This is a genomic window from Pseudomonas sp. B15(2017) (assembly GCF_002113215.1).
Classification (GTDB): domain Bacteria; phylum Pseudomonadota; class Gammaproteobacteria; order Pseudomonadales; family Pseudomonadaceae; genus Aquipseudomonas.
The window spans coordinates 170,398-195,932 of the sequence record NZ_NEJZ01000006.1; the positions used below are offsets into that span (position 1 = coordinate 170,398).

General features: G+C 59.9%; 22 protein-coding genes. 8 read left to right on the forward strand and 14 right to left on the reverse strand.

Translation table 11 applies throughout. The features are described 5' to 3' along the window. Window positions 1-96 precede the first annotated feature (96 nt). Entirely contained in the window at window positions 97-1,257 is a 1,161-nt protein-coding gene (locus CAF73_RS11685) for an AAA family ATPase (RefSeq protein ID WP_085702755.1), read from the forward strand. A gap of 412 nt (window positions 1,258-1,669) precedes the next feature. Here the strand turns inward: CAF73_RS11685 and CAF73_RS11690 are convergent, their stop codons facing one another. The 9 genes from CAF73_RS11690 to CAF73_RS11730 all read right to left on the reverse strand — a co-directional run bounded on the left by CAF73_RS11690 (window position 1,670) and on the right by CAF73_RS11730 (window position 10,972). Beyond that, the gene (locus tag CAF73_RS11690) at window positions 1,670-2,467 is read right to left on the reverse strand and encodes a MetQ/NlpA family ABC transporter substrate-binding protein (protein ID WP_085697980.1); all 798 of its coding nucleotides are present in this window, start codon (window positions 2,465-2,467) and stop codon (window positions 1,670-1,672) included. Between the two features lie 164 nt (window positions 2,468-2,631). Further along, window positions 2,632-3,564: a sigma 54-interacting transcriptional regulator gene (locus tag CAF73_RS11695; protein ID WP_085702756.1), complete on the reverse strand. Its 933-nt coding sequence runs from the start codon at window positions 3,562-3,564 to the stop codon at window positions 2,632-2,634. Between the two features lie 55 nt (window positions 3,565-3,619). Next, window positions 3,620-4,201, reverse strand: coding sequence for an alpha/beta hydrolase (locus CAF73_RS11700; RefSeq protein ID WP_085702757.1), 582 nt, complete (start codon window positions 4,199-4,201; stop codon window positions 3,620-3,622). Between the two features lie 168 nt (window positions 4,202-4,369). Continuing rightward, window positions 4,370-4,771 (reverse strand): biopolymer transporter ExbD, encoded by a 402-nt coding sequence (locus tag CAF73_RS11705; RefSeq protein ID WP_085702758.1) that lies wholly within the window; start codon window positions 4,769-4,771, stop codon window positions 4,370-4,372. A gap of 1 nt (window position 4,772) precedes the next feature. Next, window positions 4,773-5,498: a MotA/TolQ/ExbB proton channel family protein gene (locus CAF73_RS11710; protein ID WP_085702759.1), complete on the reverse strand. Its 726-nt coding sequence runs from the start codon at window positions 5,496-5,498 to the stop codon at window positions 4,773-4,775. Between the two features lie 45 nt (window positions 5,499-5,543). After that, window positions 5,544-6,356 carry an energy transducer TonB gene (locus CAF73_RS11715; RefSeq protein WP_085702760.1) on the reverse strand — a complete coding sequence of 271 codons (813 nt, stop codon included), beginning with the start codon at window positions 6,354-6,356 and terminating at the stop codon, window positions 5,544-5,546. Window positions 6,357-6,735: 379 nt separating this feature from the next. Then, the gene (locus CAF73_RS11720; RefSeq protein WP_007952780.1) at window positions 6,736-7,062 is read right to left on the reverse strand and encodes a hypothetical protein; all 327 of its coding nucleotides are present in this window, start codon (window positions 7,060-7,062) and stop codon (window positions 6,736-6,738) included. A gap of 181 nt (window positions 7,063-7,243) precedes the next feature. After that, window positions 7,244-8,587: an aryl-sulfate sulfotransferase gene (locus CAF73_RS11725; protein WP_085702761.1), complete on the reverse strand. Its 1,344-nt coding sequence runs from the start codon at window positions 8,585-8,587 to the stop codon at window positions 7,244-7,246. A gap of 24 nt (window positions 8,588-8,611) precedes the next feature. Continuing rightward, window positions 8,612-10,972 (reverse strand): TonB-dependent receptor, encoded by a 2,361-nt coding sequence (locus CAF73_RS11730; RefSeq protein ID WP_085702762.1) that lies wholly within the window; start codon window positions 10,970-10,972, stop codon window positions 8,612-8,614. Between the two features lie 165 nt (window positions 10,973-11,137). On the opposite strand from CAF73_RS11730, the gene CAF73_RS11735 reads away from it, so the two are divergent. Then, on the forward strand, window positions 11,138-12,082 hold the full coding sequence (locus CAF73_RS11735) for a LysR family transcriptional regulator (RefSeq protein ID WP_085702763.1): 945 nt from the start codon (window positions 11,138-11,140) through the stop codon (window positions 12,080-12,082). 35 nt (window positions 12,083-12,117) lie between these two features. Here CAF73_RS11735 and CAF73_RS11740 read toward each other — a convergent pair whose 3' ends face one another. Both CAF73_RS11740 and CAF73_RS11745 read right to left on the reverse strand, forming a co-directional pair. Continuing rightward, window positions 12,118-12,621, reverse strand: coding sequence for a hypothetical protein (locus CAF73_RS11740; RefSeq protein ID WP_085702764.1), 504 nt, complete (start codon window positions 12,619-12,621; stop codon window positions 12,118-12,120). Between the two features lies 1 nt (window position 12,622). Beyond that, entirely contained in the window at window positions 12,623-13,669 is a 1,047-nt protein-coding gene (locus CAF73_RS11745) for an ATP/GTP-binding protein (RefSeq protein ID WP_085702765.1), read from the reverse strand. A gap of 322 nt (window positions 13,670-13,991) precedes the next feature. Between CAF73_RS11745 and CAF73_RS11750 the strand changes: the two genes are divergently transcribed. After that, the gene (locus CAF73_RS11750; protein ID WP_085702766.1) at window positions 13,992-15,602 is read left to right on the forward strand and encodes an alkaline phosphatase family protein; all 1,611 of its coding nucleotides are present in this window, start codon (window positions 13,992-13,994) and stop codon (window positions 15,600-15,602) included. Window positions 15,603-15,729: 127 nt separating this feature from the next. On the opposite strand, the gene CAF73_RS11755 is transcribed toward CAF73_RS11750, so the two are convergent. Further along, window positions 15,730-16,650 carry a TauD/TfdA family dioxygenase gene (locus CAF73_RS11755; protein WP_007952791.1) on the reverse strand — a complete coding sequence of 307 codons (921 nt, stop codon included), beginning with the start codon at window positions 16,648-16,650 and terminating at the stop codon, window positions 15,730-15,732. 181 nt (window positions 16,651-16,831) lie between these two features. Here CAF73_RS11755 and CAF73_RS11760 point away from each other — a divergent pair, with 181 nt between their 5' ends. Then, on the forward strand, window positions 16,832-17,752 hold the full coding sequence (locus tag CAF73_RS11760) for a LysR family transcriptional regulator (protein ID WP_085702767.1): 921 nt from the start codon (window positions 16,832-16,834) through the stop codon (window positions 17,750-17,752). A gap of 39 nt (window positions 17,753-17,791) precedes the next feature. Here CAF73_RS11760 and CAF73_RS11765 read toward each other — a convergent pair whose 3' ends face one another. Then, window positions 17,792-18,805, reverse strand: coding sequence for an ABC transporter substrate-binding protein (locus CAF73_RS11765; protein WP_085702768.1), 1,014 nt, complete (start codon window positions 18,803-18,805; stop codon window positions 17,792-17,794). Between the two features lie 303 nt (window positions 18,806-19,108). On the opposite strand from CAF73_RS11765, the gene CAF73_RS11770 reads away from it, so the two are divergent. Genes CAF73_RS11770 through CAF73_RS11780 form a run of 3 tightly spaced genes read left to right on the forward strand, consistent with a single transcriptional unit; the run spans window position 19,109 to window position 23,144 of the window. Further along, window positions 19,109-20,707 (forward strand): ABC transporter permease, encoded by a 1,599-nt coding sequence (locus tag CAF73_RS11770; RefSeq protein WP_085702769.1) that lies wholly within the window; start codon window positions 19,109-19,111, stop codon window positions 20,705-20,707. Next, on the forward strand, window positions 20,704-21,519 hold the full coding sequence (locus tag CAF73_RS11775; protein ID WP_085702770.1) for an ABC transporter ATP-binding protein: 816 nt from the start codon (window positions 20,704-20,706) through the stop codon (window positions 21,517-21,519). The genes CAF73_RS11770 and CAF73_RS11775 overlap by 4 nt, the downstream gene beginning before the upstream one ends. 14 nt (window positions 21,520-21,533) lie before the next feature. After that, window positions 21,534-23,144, forward strand: coding sequence for an arylsulfatase (locus CAF73_RS11780; RefSeq protein ID WP_085702771.1), 1,611 nt, complete (start codon window positions 21,534-21,536; stop codon window positions 23,142-23,144). 118 nt (window positions 23,145-23,262) lie between these two features. Here the strand turns inward: CAF73_RS11780 and CAF73_RS11785 are convergent, their stop codons facing one another. Next, on the reverse strand, window positions 23,263-24,339 hold the full coding sequence (locus CAF73_RS11785; RefSeq protein WP_085702772.1) for a fatty acid desaturase: 1,077 nt from the start codon (window positions 24,337-24,339) through the stop codon (window positions 23,263-23,265). Between the two features lie 100 nt (window positions 24,340-24,439). Here CAF73_RS11785 and CAF73_RS11790 point away from each other — a divergent pair, with 100 nt between their 5' ends. Then, complete coding sequence (locus CAF73_RS11790; protein ID WP_085702773.1) at window positions 24,440-25,444, forward strand: AraC family transcriptional regulator; 1,005 nt, start codon at window positions 24,440-24,442, stop codon at window positions 25,442-25,444. The last annotated feature ends 91 nt before the right edge of the window (window positions 25,445-25,535 follow it).

The following is a 25,535-nucleotide window of genomic DNA, read 5'->3' on the forward strand; positions in this document are numbered from 1 at the left end:
GCTTAGAACAGGGTTCAACCTTCGTCCGCGCGATACAGGCATTTCTGTGCAGCGAGTATCCTGACCCGGATTTCGGGGCACCCAAGAAGGATTTTCATGCTCAAGACCCTCGCGGTAGCCAATTACCGCTCGATCAATAAATTGGTGATTCCGCTGGGCCGTCTGAACCTGATCACCGGCCCCAACGGCAGCGGCAAGTCCAACCTGTACCGGGCGCTGCGGCTGCTGGCGGAAACCGCTCAGGGCGGCGTGGTCAATGCGCTGGCCCGCGAGGGTGGGCTGGATTCGACCTTCTGGGCCGGGCCGGAAACCATCACCCGGCGCATGCGCAACGGCGAGGTGCCGATCCAGTCCACCGTGCGCCGGGGCGTCAAACGCCTGCGCCTGGGCTTTGCCGGGGAGGACTTCAGCTATTCGATCGCCTTGGGATTGCCGGAGCCGAGTCTTTCGTTCTTCTCCCTCGACCCGGAAATCAAAAAGGAATGCATCTGGGCCGGCCCGCTGTATCGTCCGGCGAGTTTGCTGGTGGATCGCGACGGGCGGATGATCCGTGTCCGTGACGGCCGCAACTGGGACGTGCTGGCCCAGCACACGCCGAACTTCGACAGCCTGTTCGATCAGGTCGGCAGCCTGCGCAGCTCGCCGGAAGTGTTCCAGATGCGCGAGTTCATCCGCCGCTGGCGCTTCTACGATCACTTTCGCAGCGACGCCGACGCCCCGGTGCGCCAGCCGCAACTGGGCACCCGCACGCCGGTGCTGCATCACGACGGGCGAGATCTGGCAGCCGCTTTGCAGACGATCCGCGAGATCGGCGATCCCGACGCGTTGCAGGCCGCGATCAGTGATGCGTTTCCCGGCGCACGGCTGAATATTGCACCGCTGGCGGGCGGCCGCTTTGCCATCGAGTTTTTTCAGGAGGGTTTGTTGCGACCGTTGTCGGCGGCGGAACTGTCGGATGGCACATTGCGTTATCTGCTGCTGGTCGCCGCGCTGCTGACGCCTCGCCCGCCGTCGCTGATGGTGCTGAACGAACCGGAAACCAGCCTGCATCCGGACCTGCTGCCGGCGCTGGCGCGCTTGATTATCCGCGTGTCGGAGCAGTGTCAGGTGTGGGTGGTATCCCATGCCCGGCGGTTGATTTCGGCGTTGCAGCAAGACCCGGAATGCAATTGCATCGTGCTGGAAAAAAACCTCGGCCAGACCGGGATCGTCGGGCAGAGGGTTCTGGATGAGCCGGCGTGGAATTGGCCTGATTAGCCCTGCCAGCCGAGAGCCCGTCATCGGAAAACCGCCCGCCTGGCCATCTCCCAGTCAGCGCTTCGACGTCGGAGAACTTCTTCAGGAACTGCTGCGCGGGATTTGCCCCGACAGAATAAGAAAGCTATTTTTCCTTCCGCTGTAGGACGGATCTTTTTTTCATGAAGGCCCTCCAAGGACGAACAGCTTTTGGCCAGACTCCCCCGGCCAAACCATAACAAGGAAGAGAACATGGACGTAAAAGTGCCGCAGCGACCCGACCCGCAGGACTTCGTGAAATGGCTGGTGGCTTTGCGCAGGGCGCTGAAAACCAGCGCTGCCTGAGTGACCCACGCCCCAAACAAAACGCCGATGACCATCGCTGGTCATCGGCGTTTTTTTCAGCCTTTAAGAGGGTTGCTGTTGCGTCGGATCAGAACGCCGGCAGTACCGCGCCGTCGTACTTCTTCTCGATGAACGCTTTGACTTCAGGGCTGGTCAGGGCAGCGGCCAGTTTCTTGATGGCATCGCTGTTCTTGTTGTCTTCACGGGCGACCAGGAAGTTCACGTAAGGCGAATCCGCGCCTTCGATCACCAGGGCGTCCTTGGTCGGGTTCAGCTTGGCTTCCAGCGCATAGTTGGTGTTGATCATGTCCAGATCGACTTCTTTCAGAACACGCGGCAGCAGGGCCGACTCCAGTTCCTTGAACTTGAAGTTGTGCGGGTTCTTGGCGATGTCTTTTGGCGTGGCCAGGGCGTTCTTCGGATCTTTCAGCTCGATCAGGCCGGCCTTCTGCAGCAGGATCAGTGCGCGACCGCTGTTGCTGCCTTCGTTCGGAATGGCGATGGTGGCGCCGTCAGGCAATTCGGCCAGGGTCTTGTACTTGCTCGAGTAACCACCGAACGGTTCAACGTGAACGCCTTGCACGGTTACCAGGTACTTGGCCTTGTCGTCCTTGTATTTGCCCTGGTTGAAGCTGTTCAGGTACGGCAGAGTCTGGAAGTAGTTGGCGTCCAGACGCTTCTCGCCCACTTGTACGTTCGGCTGAACGTAGTCGGTGAAGACTTTGATTTCCAGATCCACGCCTTCTTTGGCGAGGGTCGGTTTGATCAGTTCGAGGATTTCGGCGTGCGGCACTGGCGTCGCGGCCACCACCAGTTTCTCGCCGGCCTGGGCCAGGGAAGCAGTCAGAGCAGCCGCCAATGCGGTAAACAACAGAACCTTTTTCATGCAGTGTCCTTATCGAAAATCGGTCGTCATCGACGACGGCATTAATACGTGTGCCAGCGATGTGCTACTGCTGGCGTGAAGCGGACAATACCGGGATTTTTTATTCCCGGACAATAACGTTTATTCAGCTTCATATTCCATTTTGTTCATGCTGAACAAAATGGTTACAACGCCTCGCTCAGACTCAACAGCAATTCTTTCAATGCCTTACGTTCGTCGGCGGTGCCATTGAGGCTGATGCTCGCCGCCTGACGCTCGATCTGAACCAGCGGCCCAGACACTTCGGGCAGGTTCAGGTGCTCCGGCAGGATTTCGTCGCCGGTGCTCACCAGCAGCGCAAAATGAATGACATTTTCCAGCTCCCGAGTGTTGCCCGGCCAACTGTGTTGTTCCAGCACCTGCTGCGCCGCTTCGCTGATCAGCGGCACTGGCAGATCGAGGCGCTGGCTGTAGATGCCGAGGAAGTACTCGGCCAGCGACAGAATGTCGCCGACCCGCGCGCGCAGTGCCGGCAGTTCCAGTTGCCCTTCGCTGAGATAGTGATAAAGCCGCTCGTGGAATTTCCCCGCCGCCACCGCTTGCGCCAGATCGATGCTGGTCGCCGCCACCAGGCGTACGTCCACAGGGCTTGGTTGATGAGCACCGACGCGGGTGACTTCGTGGTTTTCCAGGGCGGCAAGCAACTTGATCTGGATCGGCAGTGGAAGGTCGCCGATTTCGTCCAGGTACAAGGTGCCGCCGTTGGCCGAGCCGAACCAGCCAGCGCGGCTGCTGGCCGAACCGCTGTAACTGCCGGCGGCGTAGCCGAACAATTCGGCATCGGCGTAGGTCGGGCTGATCGCACCGCAATTGACCGAGACAAACAGCCCGCTGCGATCACTGGCACGGTGGATGTGGCGGGCGAGCAATTCCTTGCCGGTGCCGGTCTCACCGCGAATCAACACCGAGATCGAGCGCGGTGCGAGTTGGGCCATTTCCTCGCGCAACTGGCGTGAGCGCGGATCGACGAACACCAGCGCCTTGGCGCGAATGCTCAGGGGACTTTTTTCCGCATCGGGAAAGGTCAGCAACGGCTGACCGAAGGTTTCAAAACTCATGGCAGACTCCCGCCCCAAATCGCCGGGAGACGGGGGCGTTGAAAAAAAAAATGGGTCAGGCACGGCGCCGGGCGTGGTGTTCCATGCGGTTTTGCAGGCGATACAGATAAGCGAATCCCTGCTCCCAGCGTTGATGCCCGGACTTCACGTTGATATGGCCGGCGCCTGCGAGAATCCCCGCCTCGGCGCCCCAGTTGCGCGCCAGTTCCAGCGCACGCGGCGCGCTGACGGCGGCGTCGTTGTCGGAGCTGACGACCTGGCTCGGGAACGGCAACAGATCGGTCGGAATCGGTGCGAAATTGCGCAGTGCCGGCGCGCAAGCCGGGCGTTCGACATCCGCCGGTGCGACCAGCAGCGCGCCGCGCACCTGACGCAGGTGATGCAGCGGCGCGGTGGCCGCCCAGTGCGCCACGGTGATGCAGCCCAGGCTGTGCGCGATGAGAATCACCGGCGAGCTGTCGGCGGCAATCGCCTCGGCCAGCGCCGCGACCCAGTCTTCACGACGCGGCGTCAGCCAGTCGGCCTGCTCCACCCGCGCGCTGTTGGGCAGGCTGTTCTGCCAGTGGGTTTGCCAATGATCTTCTGGCGATCCTTGCCAGCCCGGCACAATCAGATAACGGATTGATTCGTTGCGCATGGGGGATCTCTCCTGCGTCGTGTCTGTTCCTGAACGAGTATAGGGACGGGATTTATATTCGTTAAGGAATAAGAAGCTATTTATTAAGACCCTAAACGAATATTAAATTTCAAGCAAAAAAGGGGCCGCACCCTGCCAAGGAGACGGCCCCGGAAAAACGTCAAACCCTTATCGTGCAGTGATCACCGACAGCCTGGTGATGCCCGCCCGCTCAATCGAAGCCATGGCTCGCGCCACTTCGCCGTAATTCACCCCGTCGTCGGCCTGCAATTGCACGCGCACTTCCGGGTCCTTGGCCTTGGCCGATTTGAGGTTGAACTCCAGCAGATCCGGCTGGATTTCGTCCTTGTTGATAAACAGTTTTCCAGCACCGTCGATGCTCACCACCAACGGGTCTTTCTGCTCGACCGGCGCCACCGCTTCGGTCTTCGGCAGGTTGATCGGTATCGCGTTGGTCAGCAGCGGCGCGGTGACGATGAACACCACCAGCAGCACCAGCATCACGTCCACCAGCGGCGTCACGTTGATCTCGCTCAGCACCTCGTCGCTGTCTTGCGTGGAGAAGGCCATATCAGGACGCCTCCTTCACTTTTGTCGCGTTGCCCTGGACCGCAGCCTTGTGCGCGGTCGGGTGGATCAGCACACGGAACGAGCTCTTTTGCGCCAGGCTGTAGAAGTCGTGGGCAAAGTCGTCCAGGTCCGCCGCCGTCAGTTTCAGACGACGCAAAAAGTAGTTGTAAACCAGCACCGCCGGCACCGCGACCGCGATTCCCACACCGGTGGCGACCAGCGCTGCACCGATGGGACCGGCGACCGTTTCCAGGCTCGCCGAGCCCGCCGCGCTGATACCTTTCAACGCTTCCATGATTCCCCACACCGTGCCGAACAGACCAATGAACGGCGAGGTGCTGCCAATACTCGCGACCACCGCCAGACCGGTTTCCAGCGAACGGCGCTCGCGGACGATCTGCTGGCGCAAGGCACGTTCGAGACGATCCTGATGGTTGATCGCCTGGCTCAGGTCATTGGCCTGCGGCGCCTCGCCCACCTGAATCGCCGCATAACCGGCTTGTGCCACCCGCGCTGCAGCGCCGGGCTGGGTTTCGCTCAACTCGGCGGCGGAGTCCAGACTCGACGCCGCCCAGAAGCGCTTGTGAAATTTGCGGTCCTGCGCCTTCAACCGGCCGAACTGCAAAGCCTTGAGCAATGTCAGGCCCCAGGTTGCGACAGAAAAGACCACCAGCAGCCAGATCACCGCGCTTTCGATGGATTCCAGTGGAGATGCCAGTAACGTCATGATGAGTTCCCTCGTGTAAACATTTCGCGCGAATTTGGTTTCGGTTTAGTGAATCTTGAAATCGATGGGTACGCTGACCCAGCCGTCCTGGGCGACATCACCCTGCTTGGCCGGCACGAAGCTCCAGCGCTTCACGGCGTCCAGCGCCGCGTCGTCGAGCTGTTGCCGGCCACTGCTTTTCTGAATCTGGATTTCTCCCGGTTTGCCGCTGGCCAGCACATGAACCCGCAGCAACACCGTGCCTTCCCAACCGCGACGCTGGGCCAGCGACGGATATTCCGGCGCCGGGTTCTTCAGGTACGCGGCGTTGGCCGAGGCCGGCGTCACCGGAGCAGGCGCCGGTGGTGCAGGTGGCGCTGGCGCAGCGACAGGGGCTGCCGGTTGTGGCAGAGCCGGTGGTTGCTCGACCGCTTTTGGCGCTGGTTTCGGCACGGGTTTGGCGACCGGTTTCGGTTTGAGAATCGGCTTCGGTTTCGGTGGTGGCTTGGTCGCCAGTTCGTCTTCCACCGGCGGCGGAGGCTCGACCACAGGTACCGGTGGCGGCGGCACAACCACAGGCGCCGCCGGGGGTGCCGGACGCGAAAACTCGATGGTCATCGGTGGAATTTCCGGCGGCACGATCGGCAGCGCCGGCGTCGGATGCTGGTTGATCCAGTAGATCACCGCGCCGTGCACTACCAGCGCCAGAACGCCGAGCAGAATCGTTTCGCGGCGGCTCAGGATGCCCTTGGGCGCGCGCTGCAGACGCAGCTGCCCCAACGGCACACGATGAGGCCGGCCGAGATCGACCAACTCGCCGCTCGGCGCCTGGCGCCACAGCACCTCCTGTGCACTGGCGGCGGTCTGGACATTGCCCATTGAATGACTCCCTGCGGTCTCTTTGCGTTTTTTCGCTTAACCAATCCGCCGCTTGTTGAATCCCCCACGGCGTGATCGATGGATCAATCATTGGGCCAGCCGCTTATCTCCGAAAGTAATCTTTCATCTTATGGATAGACGCATATGGAATATAAGAAACAGTCATTTCCGCCAAAGCCCCGACCAGCAAGGCTTCCAGCGATTCGCCAAAATCGGCATGCTTTCCCGGCATAAAAAGTATTCATCCAAGGCATCAGGTTATCGATGACCCGGGATTCAGTGACAACTAATATCAAGGTGATAGTTGACCAATTTTTTAAAAGGCAAATAAAAAGGCCGATGCATGATTAATGCATCGGCCTTCGCTTTACAGAATTTATTACTGCTTGACAAACTCCCCGGCCAGACCGACTACATCACCGTCAAAGTTGGTGCGAGAGCCCACCGCACGCACTTTCGAGTAGTTATGATCCGGCGAGAACAGGGTCCAGGACTGATAGCCAGTGCCGTCATTCAGTGCCGCGAAAGTAATGATCGTAGGCTGCCCGGTGCTGTTCTGGAAGTGGTAGTGACCGTACGCGATGTCGTAGTTCACGCCGTTCTGGCTGAACTTGCCGCTGAAGGTGCCGTTGGAGTCGTTGCCATCGGTGATCGTCAGTTTGGCGCCAGCGTTAGCGTTTACATAGTTTCCATTAATGCTCGACATAACGAGATTTCCTTTATCGTTGGATAAGTGTCTTCCGATGAGAGCAAGTTTCCTCCTGGAAACTCACGACACTCAGGATGGTTGGACATTCATTTATTGTCCACGCGACTTTTCAACGAAATTGCTATATGCACTATTCAAGTCATTCATAACTTATTTCGATTGTGAACAGTCGTGATAACTAACGACTGGCATTGGTTTGTTGCACACCAATGGCCGGCGCAATCACTGCCGTCTCCGAACGCGGCGTTTCCGCAGGAACCCAGTCATAACTCACAGGAAGGGCCCGATAGACCCAATTGCTGATCGCGTCACTGCCCGGTGCCTTGCCCAAATAAGGGCTGACGTATTCCCAGACGTTTTCGCCATTGGCCGTGACCTGGAAAAATCGCCCGTTCATGCCCTCATCAATCAACGTGTTGCCGTTGGGCAAGCGCCGCGCGCTGCTGATGAACGAGCTGTAGAACGCCCACCCCGGCTGCTTCGAATTGGCGGCGCTGTACTGCCAGACGATTTCGTTTTTCACCGGGTCGATTTCCAGCACCCGCGAACCGGAAATCAGCCCCAGCGTGACGTTCGGGTAACCCGCCGAACCCTGGTTGTCGAACACCAGCAGATTGCCCGCGCCGGGCAACCCCGCCGGGATGATGTGCGCGTCATGCTGACCTACAAACTGGTCTACCGGACGCGGAATCTGCTGCGCGGTTTTCGGATTGGCCAACGGCAGGTTCGGCCCCAGGCGCCACACCACTTTGCCGCTGTGTTTGTCGATGATCGCGATGAAATTGGCGTTGCGCGAATCGAGCAGCAGGTTGTCCGGGTTGAAGCGCTTGTCGCCGGCATCGAACCACTTGTTCGGCCCGACCAGGCTGAGGTTGTTGATGTGCAGGTAATCCGGATTTTCGCTGGCACGTACCAGCTTCAATTGTTCGGCGGTGAAGCCGAACTCGTTCAAGTGATCCGACGCCAGCCACTGCCATTTCACCTCGCCCGCGGGGCTGACCTCGTAGATCGCATCGTCGATCACCTCGGGCACCTTGAAGCCTTTGACCTTGTGCACCTTGTTCGCCAGCACCACGGTGTTGCCGTTGCTCAGGCGACGCTGATCGTGATGCTGTTGCGCAGCACCACCGGGTGCCTGGTCGCCCCACTGCCAGACGACTTTGCCGTTCCAGTCCAGCTCGCCGATGCTCTGATTGCCGAGGCCGTTGCCGGCAGAGCCCAACTTGCCGGGATCCTTTTCGCTCAGCTGCAGCAACACATGGCCGCGCTCTCCACCGACCAGTTTCGGGTCGATGATTGCCGAGGGAAAACCTGATTGCGGCCAGCTCTTCACCTCATTGCCGTTCATGTCGATCAGGTGCGTCTGCTTGTCGGCACCGCTGAAGATCACATATTGATTGAAGGCCTTGGCCGGGTCGTAACGGGTAACGCCGGTGGGGTAGACGCTGGGCGCGGCGAGCGCCCCGGCACTGAGCACTGCGCCGGACAACAACACCGGTAAAGCGGTTGTGATGGGCAACATGATTGCGGCTCCTTGAAGGATCGATCAGAAGTCGTAGCGACCGGTGACGCCGAGGGTGCGCGGCGTACCGAGCAGGCCTTCATAGCCGCCGTTGCCGCCAGTCCACAGGGTCGTGTAGTAGGTTTTGTCGAAGGCGTTTTTCAGCCACAGCGAGACATCCCACTGGCCCTGATTGAAGTCGCCGCGCAAGCCGGTGGAGAGGTTGACCACCGCGTAGCTCGGGATCTGGCCGTAGTCGGAATCCTCGACCGTGCCCACCGCTTTGGAGCGGAATGCGTAGCTGCCGGTGACGTAAGGTTGCAGGCCGTTATCCAGATTCCATTCGTACTTGCCGTTGGCGTTGCCGATCCATTTCGAAGCGCCGACCACCTGATGACCGCTGAGGTCGCAAGAGGCCGGAGCACCCGGGGCCTGGCTGACTTCCGGCGGGCACGGCGCGTCCTTGTACGAGAGATAACTGACGTCGTTGTACGAGCCGTTGAAGTTCAGCGTCAGGCCGCGCACGGGGATCACGGTGCTGTCGAACTCCACCCCGCGCGAGCGCACTGAGCCGGCGTTGGTCAGGTATTGCACCCGGTTGACGTCGTCATAGGCGTTGGTCTGGTAAGCGTTGACCTGAGTCCAGAACACGTTGGCGTTGAGCTGCAAACGCCGATCCCACAGCGTGCTCTTGAAGCCGAGTTCGGCGTTGTTGGCGCGCTCGGTGCCGATCAGCAGCGAGTCGGCGCCAGCGGTAGGAGCCGAGCCGACCACGAGGTTGACCCCACCGGATTTCTCGCCGTGGGACAGCGTGGCGTAGCCGAGCAGATCATCGGTGAAGCGATAGCTGAGGTTGAGCAATCCGGACGGGCTGGAGCTGTACTGGTTCAGGTCGCCGGAATCGTAGGCGCCGGTGCGGCCGCGTCGCGCATTGGCTGCGGCGCCGGTGACCGCTGCGCCACCCACCGGCGCATCACGATTGACCCAGGCGTTCTTCTCTTCATAAGTGCCACGCACCCCGGCGGTGAAATCCAGACGCGGGGTCAGGTGCCAGGTGCCTTGGGCGAACAGCGCGAAGCTGTCGGTCTTGATATGGCCACGGCCGACGCTGTTGACGTTGGCCAGTGCGCCCCGTGGCGTGCCGTTCCAGATGTCCGCCTGTGGGCCGTAATAGGCGAAGGATTTGTTGTCCAGGTCCGAGCCGAAATAGTAGGCACCGAGGACGTAATCGAAGAACTCGCCCTTGGGCGATGCCAGGCGAAATTCCTGGGAATACTGTTTGTCCTCCACCGACACCCCGGCGTTGTAAGTCGCCGCCACGTTGAGGCCATCATCGTTGCGCGGGGTGAAATTCCAGAAGCGGTAGGAGCTGACCGAGGTCAGGGTGAAGTCGCTCGGCAGCGTCCAGTTGGCCTCCACCGACGTGCCGCCCTGATGCACGGTGACGTGTTGGTCGTTGTCCAGATTGACTTTGCGGTGCGAGCCGTTGACCAGTGTCGCGCCAGCAGCGGCGGCTCGGGTCGAGTAGAGATTGACGCCATTGATGGTCGGCCCGGTGTTGAACAGCACGCGGGTGCCGGCGCTGGAATCCTCTTCGTTGTAGTCACCGATCCAGCGCAGATTGAAGTCTTCGTTGGGCTTGAACAGCAACTGCGCCCGGAAACCGTCGCGGGAACCACCGTTCAGATCATGGCCGTTGAATTCGTTCTTGATGTCGTCGTCGCTGCGAGTGCGATAGGCAGATATGCGTCCGGCCAACTGATCGTTGAGCGGCCCGGACAGCGTGCCCTTGGTCTGGAAGTAACCGTCCTCGCCGAACGAGGTTTCGATGCTGCGCTCCGGGGTGAAACTCGGCGCACGAGTGCTGATGTTGATCACCCCGGCGGTAGTGTTCTTGCCGAACAACGTCCCTTGCGGCCCGCGCAGGACTTCGAGTTGTTCGATGTCCATCAGGTCGAACACCGCCATCCCCGGGCGACCCAGATAAACGTTGTCGATGTACAGCCCGACGCTGCCTTCCAGACCATCGCTGGCCGGGTTGTTGCCCAGGCCCCGGATCGACACGCTGGACTGGCGTGCATGCATGTAGGCGACGTTGACGCTGGGTACCAGCTGCTGCAGATCCTGAATCCGGTAGACCCTTTGCGTCTCTAGCGTCTGGCCGCTGACCACGCTCATTGGCGTCGGCACATCCTGAGAACTTTCTTCGCGACGGCGGGTGGTGACGGTCACGGTTTCCAGTTGCGAAGTGGCGCTCGTGGTCTTGTCTGCCGGTGCCGGCGCAGGGGTTTGCGCTTCAGCGGCGTAGCCGTGGCTCCAAATGGCACTCCCCGCCAGCAACAGGGCCAGAGGCAGATGTTTGAGCCGTCGTGGCGGCGGCGGTGAAGCGATATTCAACGGACTCATGGGGCTGCTCCTGGTCAAAAAACACGCAGACATCAACCGCACTGCATATTCTTCTAAGTTATTTATTTATGTTTTTACAAAGATTTACTGCATAAGAGATTGCCTTTATAAGGAGTCGACCTAATGCATATCCAATGCATTTCCCGGATATTTTTTATGTGAAAAATGCATATCGACTTGCGCCAACTCAGACACTTCATCGCCCTTGCCGAACAACGCAGCTTTGTCGCCGGCGCGCAGGCGGTGAACCTGTCGCAGTCGGCGTTCAGTCGCAGCATTCAGGCGCTGGAGCACAGCGTCGGTTGCCAATTGGTGGATCGCGGGCGCAAGGAATTGCCGCCGACCAAACAGGGCCAGGTGCTGCTTGAACACGCGCGGCGACTGGTCAGCGGTGCGCAGCAGATGGCCAACGAGATCAGCCAGTTCAACGGGCTGGAGGCGGGGGAATTACGCTTCGGTTGCGGCCCGGCGCCGGCGGCAGGATTGATCCCGCGAGCGATCGGCAGCTTCATCGGCCGCTACCCGAAAGCGCGGGTGCACTACCAGGTCGATGACTGGCAGAGCCTGAGCAAAAGACTGCTGAGCGAGGAGTTCGAATTCTTCGTCGCCGACACTCGGCACTTCGAGGCGGACCCGGATTATCTGACCCACCGCTTGCGGCCACGCAAATGGCATTTCTGCTGCCGCGCCGGGCATCCGCTGGGCGCTTTCGAGCAAGTCACGGCAGAGCAATTGATGAGTTATCCACTGGCCGTGAGCATTCGTCCGCCGAACCTGCGCAAGGTCATTGTCGACCTCAGTGGCCGCCCGGATTTTGTCCCGAACGTGGAGTGTGAAAACAGCGCCAGCCTGCTCGGCGTGGTGCTGCGCTCCGATGCAATCGGCATCGTCGGTGCCTATTCGGATGCGCTGCATCAGGCTCGTGGCGAGTTGGTGTGTTTGAAGGTCAAGGGGTTGGCGGATGATCTGGATGAGCTTTACACCCGTTACGGAATTGTCAGCCGCGCCGGGTATCGCCTGTCGCCGTTGGCCGAGGCGATGATCGAGCAGATCAAGGCAATCGATGCGGTGGAAGAGGAGGTCTGCTCGCTGGCAAATCTGGCCGTTTGAATTTCAACTTTCACACCAATGAACCCAGAGGCAGACTAACGGGCAGACACACTCCAAACCATACCTTGAGGTTTGGTCATGCTGACAATCTTGGGGTGAGCATCAATAGCACGCAGGAGCTTTTTCAGCTTTTGCTTCACATCAGCCAAATCTACCTTCGGTAAATGAGCTTGAGGCTGTTCGATGTGCACGACTATCTGAAGCCTTTGACAATTCAAGACATCCCGACTCAGTTCTCTCTCATCGTCCTCGGTACTGGCATGCAGTCGAGCTGGTAAAAGCGCAGCTAGAGTACAGAAGACTTTATTGGCGATGGCCTCTGGGAGATCCGAAGGTTTAACCGCTTGCGGATGACGATAATCTTTTACCTCTACCAAAAATGCAGTGTTTTCTGGAGAGAGAACCAGAATATCTATCGCTTTAATCTTGTCGCGCTGCTTCAAGAAATGATTTCGATAGTATCCCCACTCATCAAATTTGCTAGCCCGCCACTCCTCGGGAAAACTAAAAAAAAGCCCGTCTACATCCAATCTCGGCATATCAGGACTCCAGTTCCAGATAGCGATCTGACTGTTGAAGACTTTCTTCAAGCGCTGTGATATCGCCTATATCTTCCAGCCCCTTGCCTTGCTGAACGACAACGCCGATTTCGCTGGAATGCAAACCAAAAAACGCGGTATCCAGAGATCTATTGGCCAGAAGAATTTCCAACTCGCGCAACAAAAACAAACTATGAGTTGCTACAAAAATTTGAATTCCACTGGCGCTCAAGTCAACGATAGTCCTCGCTACTTGCTTGATCAGCCGAGGATTCAAATTAGCTTCGGGTTCATCCCAAAACAAATAACCTTGATGGAGCAAAGCACCGGTACTGATGAGCCGGGCTAACATTCCCAATTTGCGCAGACCTTCCGCCACCAGCGGCATTTCCATTCGCCCACTGTTATTGCGCAGATAGAATCGCCCACTTTTATCAAGCTCGATGCTGCCCTGCATAGCGGCTTCCAACGGGGCAAGCAACTCCCTAACCCTTTCTTCGGTAGGTCCTTTACGCAGCAGTCCCCCAAGCAGGCGACAGGTATCTCTCCATGTTTCTTCAAACTCTAGATAGTGACCGTCATAAACCGCGAGAAAGTTTGGGTAAATACTCAATAACTCACGAGTAGGTAAATAAGTAGGTGTAGCTTTTAACCAACGATGAGGAAGATGCTCCACACTGACTTCCGTCTTGCTGTTAGTTGCAAAGCTGAAAGCCAGATCATATTCATTCTTATCAAAACAGAGCCTGATATCACACCGTTCTCGCCCCCTCCTACGTCGAGCCAGCCGACCTAAGGATTCGGGGCGGAAAACACCGATCAATTTTTCTGCCATACGCAGCTGCAACGTCGCCTTGGTCGGTTCTATAGAGAGAGCCACCGGCCTGTTACTTTCTTCAGAGCTAGTCGCCAAACCGGCGTACGCCAGCTTCAAGAGATGCGTCTTGCCTGCACCATTTTCCCCCACAATCACGTTCAAATGCTTTGCGAACTGGAGATCGGCCTCTTCAAAGACTGTGAAGTTTTTTATGTGGAGTTGCTTGAGCATGGTGTCCTCGAGATAAGAGCGCAGCGGCACAGATAAAGTCGCCATTAGCGACGTTAACACTACCAAACCTGGGGCATCAGGAGATTTGTATTAGCAAAATTTGAATCGGCCAAGGGCTGCCGCACGCAAGAATGCCTAGGGATGATAGCTTGGTTAGCTGGCCATTGCTTAATCAAAGAGACTCAAGAATCACCTGTGTTCTAAGGATTTTTCCCTCTCTGCACTATGCAATTGCTGCATCGAAGGCATTCCCCGAATGCACTTGCCGAACACCCTCGCCGAAAGCGAAAAACCTCACCTGTCTTTCTGACCGGTGAACCCCATGTCCAACCCGCAAAACCCTGTGCGCAACGTGCTGTACATCATGTGCGATCAACTGCGCCGCGATTACCTGTCCTGCTACGGCCACCCGCACCTGCACACTCCGAACATCGATCGCCTGGCCGCCGCCGGCGTGCGTTTCAGCCGCGCCTACACTCAAGGCACGATCTGCGGCCCGTCACGGATGTCGGCCTATACCGGGCGCTATGTCAGCAGCCATCAAGTGGCGTGGAACGCCGTGCCGCTGCCGCTGGAAGAACTGACCATCGGTGATTACCTGCGCCCCCACGGCATTCGTACTGCGCTGGTCGGCAAGACCCACGCCACGGCCAACGTCGATGCCTTGCAGCGGCTGGCGATCAACCCCGAAAGCGCCCAGGCCGAAGTGCTCAACGAAGTCGGCTTCGAGCCGTACTTTCGTCACGACGGCATCTTCCCCGACGACCCGCTGTTCGATGACAAGCGCGAATCCGCGCCCTACACCCATTACCTGCGCGAACAGGGTTTCGAAGGACGCAACCCCTGGCACGACTGGGCCAACGCTGCCGAAGGCGACAACGGCGAAATCCTCAGCGGCTGGCAAATGCGCAATGCCCATTTGCCAGCGCGAATTCCCGAGCAACATTCAGAGACTGTCTACACTACAAATCGAGCCATCGACTTCATCGGTGAGCAAGGTGAAAAACCGTGGTTTTTACACCTGTCCTATATCAAACCCCACTGGCCTTACATCGTACCGGCTCCGTACCACACCTTGTACAGTACGAAATCGATTCTCGAACCGGTACGTAATGCCTCTCCAAGCGACCACCCGGTCTATCAGGCCTTTCGCCAGCATGAGGAAAGCCTGAATTTCTCCAAAGATCCGGTACGACTGAACGTGATCCCGACGTACATGGGCCTGGTCAAACAGGTCGATGATCAGTTGGGGCGGCTGTTCGATTTCCTGCAAGGCACCGGCCGCTGGGAAGACACGCTGATCGTGTTCACCAGCGATCACGGCGACTTTCTGGGCGATCACTGGCTGGGCGAGAAAGAGTTTTTGCTGGAGCAGGCAGTGGGCGTTCCCTTGATCGTGCGCGACCCGCGTGCAGCGGCGGACGTCACACGGGGCACGGTGGACGAGCGCCTGGCGGAAACCATCGATGGCGTGCCGACCTTTCTCGAAGCGCTGGGTGTGACGGGAGCCGAACATCGCCTTGAAGGTCGTTCGTTGATTCCACTGCTGCACGGTGAAAGTCCTGACTGGCGCCGCTATGCGATCAGCGAATACGACTATGCCTTCCAGGCCCCGGCACGTGAGCGACTGGGCCAGCCGATCGACCGCTGCCGCATGACCATGGTGCGCAGCGAGCGCTGGAAATACCTGGCGTACGACGGCTTCCGGCCGCAGCTGTTTGATCTGTTGAATGACCCGCAGGAGCTGCAGGATCTGGGCGCGGATCCGGCATATGCGGCGGTGCGCGAGGAGCATGCGGGGTATTTGTTCGAGTGGGTGCGCGGACTGAAGCGGCGTACCACCATCAGTCATCAGGAGATTGATTTGCGTGGGCAGCGGTTTCGTTATGGGGAGCCCGAGACGGAGAAGATGGTTCAGATCGGCGTGTGGTGACAGTGATCATTCCCACGTCGAGGCGTCGAACCGTCCGCGTGGGAATGCCTCAATGGACGCTCTGCGTCCGCTTTGGGACGCAGAGCGTCCCGGGCTGCATTCCCACGCAGAGCGTGGGAACGATCAGTCAGACGCCGACGATTTCTGCGCCTTTGATGGTCTGACTACGCTGCCCATTCGCCCCGACCGGCACTTCCCCTTTGAGCGTCACCCGCCTCACCACCCGATCCTGAGTGCCGTAGTCATCAATCGCATAATGCTGCGTCGAGCGGTTATCCCAGATCGCCACATCACCGGCCTTCCAACGCCAGCGCACGACGTTCTCCTGGCGGATCACATGACTTTGCAGCAAGCCGAACAGATGCGCCGAATCAGCCTGGGAATAGCCCTTGATGCGCTTGACGAAATGCCCCAGCAGCAAGCTCTTTTCGCCGCTGATCGGGTGTACACGCACCACCGGATGTTCGGTCTCGTAAACCGTCGAGGTGAAGATCTTGCGATAGCGCTCAAGCTTCTCCGCCGACACATCCGGCTTCACAGCGGCGTAGTCGTATTCGTTGCTGTGCACGGCCACCAGCTTGTCCGCCAGCTCGCGCAATTCGGTCGGCAGTTCGTTGTACGCGGTCGCGGTGTTCGCCCAAAGGGTATCGCCGCCGAATGCCGGGGCCACTACCGAACGCAGGATCGAGGCTTTCGGGTAGGCATCGACGAAAGTTACGTCGGTGTGCCAGGAGTTGGCGCGCTGCCCTTCGGCGCCGTCCAGTTCCAGCAGATAACGGGTGCCCTCGCGGGACGGCACGGTCGGGTGCGCCACTGGCTCGCCCAGCAAATGCGCAAAGGCTTCCTGACGTTGATCGTCGAGCTGGGTCTGCTCGCGGAAGAACACGACCTTGTACTGGATCAGCGCCTGTTGAATGGCTTCAACCGTCGCGGCATCCAGCTCACCGGACAGGTGCACGCCACGGATTTCGGCGCCGATGCGGCCGGCCACCGGATGAATGTCCAGCGCGTGGACAGCGGGTTTTACAGCGAGTGCGGCATTGCTCATGGGTAGACCCTCATCGACTGCTTGCGGTTGGACGGCAGCGAAACAACGCTCTATCTATATTCCATTTACATCTAATAGATATTCACATGCTTCGTTGACGGAATAAGAGCTTGCATTTAAAACCTCAGGCAGCCCTCGTCGCAAATGCCTTCGAGCTATTTTTAGGATGCCGGAAAAGCATATGGATCTTCGCCAGTTGCGCTACTTCATCGCCCTCAACGAACACCGCAGTTTTGTCCGCGCGGCCGACGCCATGGGCATCACTCAACCGGCGTTCAGCCGCAGTATTCAAGGGCTGGAGCAGGAGTTCGGCTGTGTGCTGGTGGATCGTGGCAACAAGGATCTGCGCCCCACGCCCGAAGGCCAGGTGGTGCTGCAGCACGCCCTGACGCTGGTGCAAGGCGCGGCATTGCTCAGCGCCGAAGTGACGCAGATGACCAAGCTCGACGCCGGCGAACTGCACTTCGGTTGCGGCCCGGCGCCAGCGGTGAAACTGGTGCCGGACGCGGTGGCGCAATTCATCAACGCGCACCCGAAAGTGCGCACCTGTTTTCAAGTAGATAACTGGGAAAAACTCAGCCGCGCCCTGAGCCGCGAGGAGATCGAATTCTTCATCGCCGACATCCGCCATTTCGAGTCCGACCCGAACTTCCAGACCCAGCCGCTGACTCCCAAGCGCGGAGTGTTTTTCTGCCGGCCGGGGCATCCGCTGCTGGCCAAGGAAAGCCTGTCGACCAACGACATGTTCGACTACCCGCTGGCGACCACGCTGATTCCGCCGGGCATTCGCAAATTGCTGGCGAATCTCAGCGGCCGGATCGATTTCTCACCGACCATCGAGACCGAGCATTTTCCGGCGCTGGTGAAAGTGGTGCTGCAGTCCAACGCGATCGGCGTCGGCACCGAAGAGGCGTTTGTCGAGGACATCGCCCAAGGCTCGCTGGCGTTGCTGCACTGGCGCAACCTGCCGCAGAACCTGGAGAGCATGAATGCGCGGTGCGGGATCGTGAGCCGCACGGGATTCCGGCTGTCACCGGCGGCGCGGGCGATGATCGAGACGCTGGTGGCGGTGGACAAACAGGAAGTCAGCGTCGCGGTTTGAGGGTCATTCCCACGCTCTGCGCGGGAATGACCGCATGACTCACAGCTTCGCAGCCGCCAGCTTCGGCGCCACCCACTCGTTCACCTTGAACGGCTTGCGGATCAGCTTCTGCTGCGCCGCCAGATCCACTTTGCCCTGCAGGTTTTCGAGGAACAGCGGGTCCAGTGTCGACGGGAATACTTCGCTCAGATTCTGATCCTTCAGATCCTGGCTCAGGATCACCGGCGGGTAACTTGCGAGTCCCGACACAAGCTGCACGTAAGCGTCCTTGTTGCTGTCCTGAGTCAGCCACTCCACCGCCTGTTGCTGCGCATTGAGCAGCTTCGCCACGGCGTCCGGATGCCCATCGACAAACTTGCCGGTCCCTACCAGCACCGACTGCACACTGCCTGCACCGCCGAGATCCTTGGTGTTCAGGGGCAACTCGGCCAGGCCCTTGGCCTGCAATGCAGTCAGCCCGGAGCTACCCCACGACGCATCGATCTGCTTGGCCGCCAGCGCCGCCACCGCTGCGTTGAAATCGAGGTTGATCACTTTCACGTCCTTCTCGCTCAGGCCCACGCTGGCCAGCGCCGCGTCAAACGACAACTGGGTCGCCGTACCCCGGAAGATCGCCACGCGCTTGCCCTTGAGATCCTGCAACGTCTTGATCCCGGAACCCGGCACCACGCCGAGGTATTGCTTCACTCCCCGGGCGCTGGCGCTGAGCAGGCGCGTATCCAGTCCATTGGACTTGCCGATGATCGCCGCCAGGTCTCCGAGATAGGCCAGGTCCACCTGGCCGTTGGCGAATGCCTCGTTGATCACCGGTCCAGCGCCCTTGAAGAAGCTCCACTGAATCTTGATGCCCTGATCGGCGAAGGCCTTTTCAAAGATCTGCTGATCGCGCAGCACGTCCACGATGCCCCCGCCACTGTGCTGGGTGCCGGCGCTCAGATCAGGCACGGCAATCCTGATTTCCTTGAGCTCGTCGGCCTGGGCAGAGAACGCCAGCAGACCCGCCAGGGCCGGCGCGGCAAACAGACTGATGACACGTTTGAGACGAAAGTTCATGGGTACGGCTCCTGATCACGGCGGGCATTGAGGAGCCGAAAGTAGGCGCAATCCCCGCCAGCACTTAAATACTTAAAAAGTACATTTTTATAGCTTTTCAAGCTAAGCCAGGAAAGTCCGGCCATGCAGAGCGGTATGCAGGGAGAGCATCGAAAATATTCTTCGAATGCATTGGATGCGCGCAGGGCTGGAGGCCTTAAATGGCGCTGCTTATCTCCAAAATGATTATTTTCAAACTCGCTTATAACCATTGTTATTCAGCTAATTCCGCTGACTCGATCCAACCCGACAACGGAGGTCACCATGGCCCGTGAATCCCTGCTCAGCCTGCCCCTGGCCGCACCACCGTTGAAAAGCCGGCGCACCTGGCCAAGCCTGAGCCACCGCGTCCTACCCTGGATATTGCCGCTCGGACTGTTCGCCCTGTGGTGGCTGGCGGCGCGCAATCAATGGATGAGCGAACAGATCCTGCCGGCGCCGTCACTGGTGTGGAACAGCGCGATCGAGCTGTCCCAAGGCGAGTTGTGGAGTCACTTGTGGATCAGCCTGCAACGGCTGTTCTGGGGCCTGCTGACGGGCATTACCGCCGGCGCGGTACTCGGCGCGGCGCTGGGCTTGAGCCGTCGCCTCGAACGCTTGGTCTTCCCGACTTTCGCCGGTCTGGCCCAGGTGCCGACGCTGGCGTGGATTCCACTGTTCATGGTTTTTTTCGGCATCGGCGAAACGCTGAAACTGGTGGTGCTGGTCAAGGCCATCGTGGTGCCCGTGACCCTGCACACGCTGGTCGGCGTACGCGATGCGCAACCCAAATTGCGCGAAGCCGCCGCCGTGTTGCGTCTGCCGCCACGCCTGCTGATTCGCCGACTGGTGCTGCCCGCCGCCCTTCCGGCGTTCATGGCCGGCGTGCGCCTGGCACTGGCCGCTGGCTGGACGTCGTTGCTTGCCGTTGAGTTGTTGGCCTCCAGCGAAGGCATCGGTTACCTGATGGTCTGGGCGCGTCAATTGTTCATGCTCGATATCGTGTTCGTGTGCATCGTGGTGATCGGCCTGATCGGCGTGGCGATGGATCGCGGCATCGGCCTGCTGGACAGGAAACTGGTGCACTGGCCGCATCCCGCCACGGCAGAAATTCGTCGCGGCCCACGCTATGAAGGCTGGCAGCGCGTGCAGCCGTGGCTGTTGCCACTGGCGCTGTTCGCGCTGTGGCAACTGGCGGTCGATCAGCAATGGATCGATGCCAACATTCTGGTCAGCCCGTGGGCAGTGCTTGAGGCGACGAAAAACGGATTGCTAGACGGCACGTTGATCTCCGGCATGGCCCTGAGCCTGGGCCGCACCCTCGGTGGATTATTGATTGGCGGTAGCCTCGGCCTCGTTCTGGGCTTGCTGCTGGGTCTGTCGCGCACCAGCGAACGCGTGCTCGGCCCGACCCTCGCCGCCCTGAGGCAGATTGCGATTTTCGCCTGGGTGCCGCTGCTCACCGCCTGGTTCGGTCTGGGCGAACTGGCGAAGTGGGTGTTCGTCGCCCTCGCCGCTTTCTTTCCGTTGTTTGTCGCGACCCAACGCAGCGTCGCCAACCTCTCACCGCAGCTCAACGAAGCCGCACAAGTACTGCGCCTGAGCCTCGCTCAACGCCTGCGTCGATTGGTGTTGCCGGGCGCTGCGCCGGGGATTTTCGCCGGCCTGCGCCTGAGCCTGATCTACGCGTGGCTCGGCACCATCGGCGCCGAATACTTCATGCCGTCCAACGGCGGCATCGGCAGCCAGATGATCGGCGCCCAACAACTGCTGCGCATGGACCTGATCATGGCCGGGATGCTGCTGGTCGGCCTCACTGGCGCCCTGCTCAACCTCATTGGCCAACGCCTGGAAATCCGCGCCACCCGCTGGAGACACGCATGAACGCACCGATTGTCAGCTTCAACCATGTAGGCAAATCCTTCGACGTCGACGGCTTCGAACTGGAGGCGATTCGCGAGTTCAACCTCGACATTGCGGAGGGCGAGTTCGTCGCCATCGTCGGTTCCAGCGGCTGCGGCAAATCCACCCTGCTGCGCTTGCTGGTGGGCCTCGATACGCAATTTCGCGGGCAGATCACAGTCGATGGCAAAGCCGTCAACGGCATCGGCGGCGAGCGCGGCATCGTGTTTCAGGAACATCGTTTGTTCCCGTGGCTGACGGTCGCCGACAACATCGGTCTGGGCCTGGTCAATGAGCCGCTGGCTGCCTCCGAAAAACAGCAGCGCATCAACGACTTCATCGAGCTGGTGGGGCTGCGCGATTTCACTCGCGCCTATCCGCATCAACTCTCCGGCGGCATGGCCCAGCGCGTGGCGATCGCTCGCGGGCTGGTGGCAAGCCCGCGGATCTTGCTGCTCGACGAACCCTTCGGTGCCCTCGACGCACTGACCCGCCAGCAGATGCAGGACGAACTGCTGGCGATTCGTGAACGGGCAAAAATCACCACGATTCTGGTCACCCACGATGTCGAGGAAGCGATTTTCCTCGCTGATCGCGTAGTGGTGATGGAGCCACGCCCGGGCCGGATCAAACAGGTGGTGGGCATCACCCTGCCCCATCCACGCCAGCGCAGCAGTTTTGACTTCCATCAGTTGCGCGAAGAGTTGCTGCACGAACTGACCAGTGACGATCATTACCAACCGAGCGCACCGGTACAGATCCGTGATCTGCCGTTGTCGTTCATTGCCTGCTGAACAGGAGCCTGTTGATGCCGCAACGTCCCAACTTTCTGGTGATTCTGGCCGATGACCTCGGCTTCTCCGACATCGGTGCTTTTGGCGGCGAAATCGCCACGCCGAACCTCGATGCCCTGGCCAACAACGGTCTGCGCCTGACCGACTTTCATACCGCACCGACCTGCTCACCGACCCGCTCGATGCTGCTTACCGGCACCGATCACCACATCGCCGGCATCGGCACCATGGCCGAAGCGTTGACCCCGGATCTGATCGGCAAACCGGGCTACGAGGGTTACCTCAACGACCGTGTCGTCGCATTGCCGGAGTTGTTGCGCGAAGCGGGTTATCAGACCCTGATGAGCGGCAAATGGCACCTGGGCCTGACCGCCGAACTGGCGCCCCACGCCCGTGGTTTCGAGCGTTCGTTCTCGCTGCTGCCTGGTGCGGCCAACCACTACGGATTCGAACCGACCTACGATGAGCACACGCCCGGCCTGCTGAAATCCACCCCGGCGCTGTACATCGAGGACGACACGTTCATCGACGAATTGCCGAAGGATTTCTATTCCTCCGACGCCTTCGGCGACAAGCTGTTGCAGTACCTCAAGGAGCGTGACCAGAGCCGGCCGTTCTTCGCGTACCTGCCGTTTTCCGCGCCGCACTGGCCGTTGCAGGCGCCCGCCGATATCGTCGAAAAATACCGTGGCCGCTACGACGCGGGGCCGGAAGTGTTGCGCCTTGAGCGACTGGAAAAACTCAAGTTGCTGGGGCTGATCGAACCGGATGTCGAGCCGCATCCGCTGGTCCAGCTGACCGCGCAATGGGCTGCGCTGAGCGATGAACAAAAACGCATTTCCGCGCGGGCGATGGAGGTCTACGCCGCGATGGTCGAGCGCATGGACTGGAACATCGGCCGCGTCGTCGACTACCTGCGCCAGCAGGGCCAGCTCGACAATACCTTCATCCTGTTCATGTCCGACAACGGTGCCGAAGGCGCGCTGCTGGAAGCCTTCCCCAAGTTCGGCCCGCAATTGCTGACCTATCTGAACCAGCATTACGACAACAGCCTCGACAACATAGGCCGCGCCAATTCCTACGTCTGGTACGGACCGAACTGGGCGCAGGTGGCGACCGCGCCGTCACGCCTGTTCAAGGCGTTCACCACCGAGGGCGGGATTCGCGTTCCGGCACTGTTGCACTATCCGCAGCTGCCGCTCAAGGGGCAGATCAGCCATGGTTTCGGCACGGTGATGGACATCACGCCGACCATCCTCGATCTGGCCGGCGTGCGCCATCCCGGCAAGCAGTGGCACGGCAAACCGGTGGCGCCGTTGCGCGGGAAATCGTGGCTGGGTTTCCTGTCCGGCGAGACGGCGCAGGTGCATGACGAACACACCGTCACTGGATGGGAGTTGTTCGGGCGCCGGGCGATTCGGCAGGGGCAATGGAAGGCGGTGTGGATCCCCGGCCCGGTGGGGCCGGCGACCTGGCAGCTTTATGACTTGGGGAGTGATCCTGGGGAGATTCATGACCTGGCGTCGAGTCAGCCGGACAAGCTCAACACCTTGATCGAGCACTGGCAAAAGTATGTGGAAGAGACTGGCGTGATTTTGAGTGCCTCGCCGTTTCAGCCGGATTGAGGTTGCCCGACCTGACGCCTTCGCGGGCAAGTCGAATCGTCGCACCGCCGCTCCCACAGTTGAAATGCATTCCCCTGTGGGAGCGGGCTTGCCCGCGAAGAGGCCCGCAAACTCACCATCAAGCCCGGGCTGTACGTGCGTTTTCTTGCACCTCTGCTTCATCCTTTCGAACAAACCGGTTCGCCCGCCCGAACGTCCCGAAATCATTGAAACGAACCCCCATCTCCCGCATCACCTTATGCGCCACCGGCACCGTCAACTGGCGAATGTAAAACGGCTCCTTCACCACAAAATGATGAATCCCGTGGCTGCTGCCGAAGTTGAAGCAGAACGCCTGCAACGGCCACAGCCACCACGGATTCAGCACCTGACATTGCTGAAGCACATTGCCCGGCTCCACATCCCCGTAGTAATGCATGTTCGAACTGATGAAGTGCAGGCAAAACGTGCGTAACACGTTCGGGCCAATGATCACCACGGCGGCGATATCGATCACCTGCATCACCGACAACGTGGTCGCTGACCATTCAATCGGCGAACCCATCAAGTCAGCAATTCCGTTGGCCGCATGAAACCCGAGAAACACATACCACGCGCCCCAATGCACCAGTGCCAACGGCGCGTAGACCTTCAGTGAGCGCTTGATGATGCTGAATTTATGCGCCCAGGTCTTGGCTCGCAGCATGCGGATGAACGCCGACATCACGTTGTCACCCACCATCAGCAACCGCGCAAAACCCCAAGGTTCGCCGTTGGTGATCGCGCGTTCTTCCATGTCGGTTTCAGTGCCGGACACCTTGTGGTGATTGAGGTGCAAATGGCGACGAATCCACGGGTTGATCGTGCTCGGCCGCGCCAGCCACACCAGGCCCATCATCAGGTTGTGCGGCACGCGCTGTTTGCGGAAATACATGCTGTGGATCAGGTCGTGCTCGAGTTCGTGGGTCAGCGAGGCGAAAAACGCGTTGAGCAACAGGCACGCCCACCCTGCCATGTGCCCGGTGATGTAGAGCGCCGCCGAACCGATCATCCCGGCCAGGGCAAACGCCAGAATCCCCGCACCGAGGGCGTCCTGATGCTTGAGAATCGGGTAGCGCTCGCGCAGCTCGACGCCCTTGGCCAGCACCACTTCGCGAATATGCGCTGATCGCTGGGCAGCATTGTGTCGCCGGGGACTTGCAGAAGTAAGGTCCATGCTTCCATCCTCTGGTTATTGATGTTCGCATCCTGCCCCGCGCGGGTTCCGAACGCGGTAGCCGAGAACGCCAACCTGTTGACCGGAAGCGCCAACCAGCATGAAGGAACCGACTTCTCTCGCCAGCTGGACCCGTGCCCTGCGCAAGCAACTCGACGCGCTGGGGCTGGACAGCACTGCCCTGTGCCAGCAGGCCGGGCTCGATCCGCAACTGATGGACGACCCGAACGCCCGCTACCCGCTATCCGCGACGACACGCCTGTGGGAAATTGCGGTGCAGGTCAGCGGTGATCCGGCGATCGGTTTGCGGGTTTCGCGGTTCGTCAGCCCTACGACATTTCACGCACTGGGCTACGCGTTGGTGGCCAGCGGCAGCCTGCGGGAAGTGTTCGAGCGGATCGTGCGTTATCACCAGGTGGTCAGCGACGCGCTGGAACTGGAGCTGACCCGCACCGAAGACCGCTATCGGTTTCGCCTGAAAATCCCGGCGGACAACCCGGCGCCCGCCTTCGAGGCCATCGACGCCTTCGCCGCAATCTACGTGCGCACCTGCCGCAATCGCCTCGGCCGCGACTACGCGCCGCTGGCGGTGTACCTGCGCCGCCCGGAACCCGCTGACGCGTATCAATGGCACAAGGTGTTCCGCGCACCCGTGCATTTTTCCGCCGAAGAAGACCGCATCGAATTCGCCCTCGCCGACTTCGACAGCCATCTCGACGATGCCAACCCGGAACTGGCCGAGCACAACGAAGCCGTGCTCAAACGCACCCTCGCCCAGCTCAAGCCGCTGACCTGGGAGCGCAAGGTGCGCGACGCCATCGAAGAACAACTGCCCGAAGGCGAACCCAGCGCCGAACGCATCGCCCAGGCCCTGCACCTGAGCCTGCGCAGCCTGCAAAGGCACCTGGCGGACGAGGGTTGTCGCTTCGATACGCTATTGAATGAAAGCCGCGAGAACCTCGCGCTGCTGCACCTGCGCGATCCGCAATGCTCGCTGAGCGAAGTCAGTTATCTATTGGGATTTGCCGACACCAGCAGCTTCAGCCGCGCGTTCAAGCGCTGGACCGGGATGACGCCGGGGCAGTTTCGGGATCAATTGCGCTGAAGGGGCCGGAACTTGTACTGAATCGACCAGCCTCTTCGCGGGCAAGCCCGCTCCCACAAGGATTGGGGCGTACAAAGACCCTGTGTCACAC